Below are 682 nucleotides of genomic sequence, written 5' to 3' on the forward strand. Positions count from 1 at the left end.
GGCAGACGTAAAAACTTATTATCAAGACATTCTACAGCGTCGTGATGCATTACCTTACGAAATTGACGGAGTCGTGATCAAAATTGATGATATTGCCGTTCAAGAGCGCCTGGGTTTTGTTGCTCGCGCTCCACGTTGGGCGATCGCATACAAATTCCCGGCTCAAGAAGAAATCACCACATTGAATGAAGTTGAGTTCCAAGTTGGCCGAACGGGAGCGATCACTCCTGTTGCTAAGTTAGAGCCCGTGTTTGTTGGTGGCGTGACGGTGAGTAACGCAACGCTGCATAATGCGGATGAAATTGAGCGCCTTCAAGTAAAGATTGGTGATCAGGTCGTGATTCGTCGTGCTGGCGATGTGATTCCTCAAGTGGTTTCTGTCATCAAAGAGCGTCGACCAGAAACGGCGCGAGATATTATTTTCCCAACTCAGTGTCCTGTTTGTGGTTCGCACGTAGAGCGTATCGAAGGGGAGGCGGTGACTCGATGTACTGGCGGTTTGGTCTGTCAAGCTCAACGTAAGCAAGCGCTCAAGCACTTCGTCTCACGTAAAGCGTTGGATGTTGATGGTTTAGGTGACAAAGTTATCGAGCAATTGGTCGATCGTGAAATGGTAGAAACCCCTGCCGATCTGTTCAAGCTTTCGGCTGGTGTGTTAACCGTATTGGATCGCATGGGGCCA

Annotated in this window: 1 pseudogene; it reads left to right on the plus strand. The window is 49.0% G+C overall.

Annotation, left to right across the window (positions count from 1 at the left end):
• Positions 1 to 682: pseudogene (ligA, locus tag R7093_RS25725) on the plus strand (NAD-dependent DNA ligase LigA); the annotation flags it as partial.

It is taken from the genome of Vibrio sp. 1580 (genome assembly GCF_033340055.1).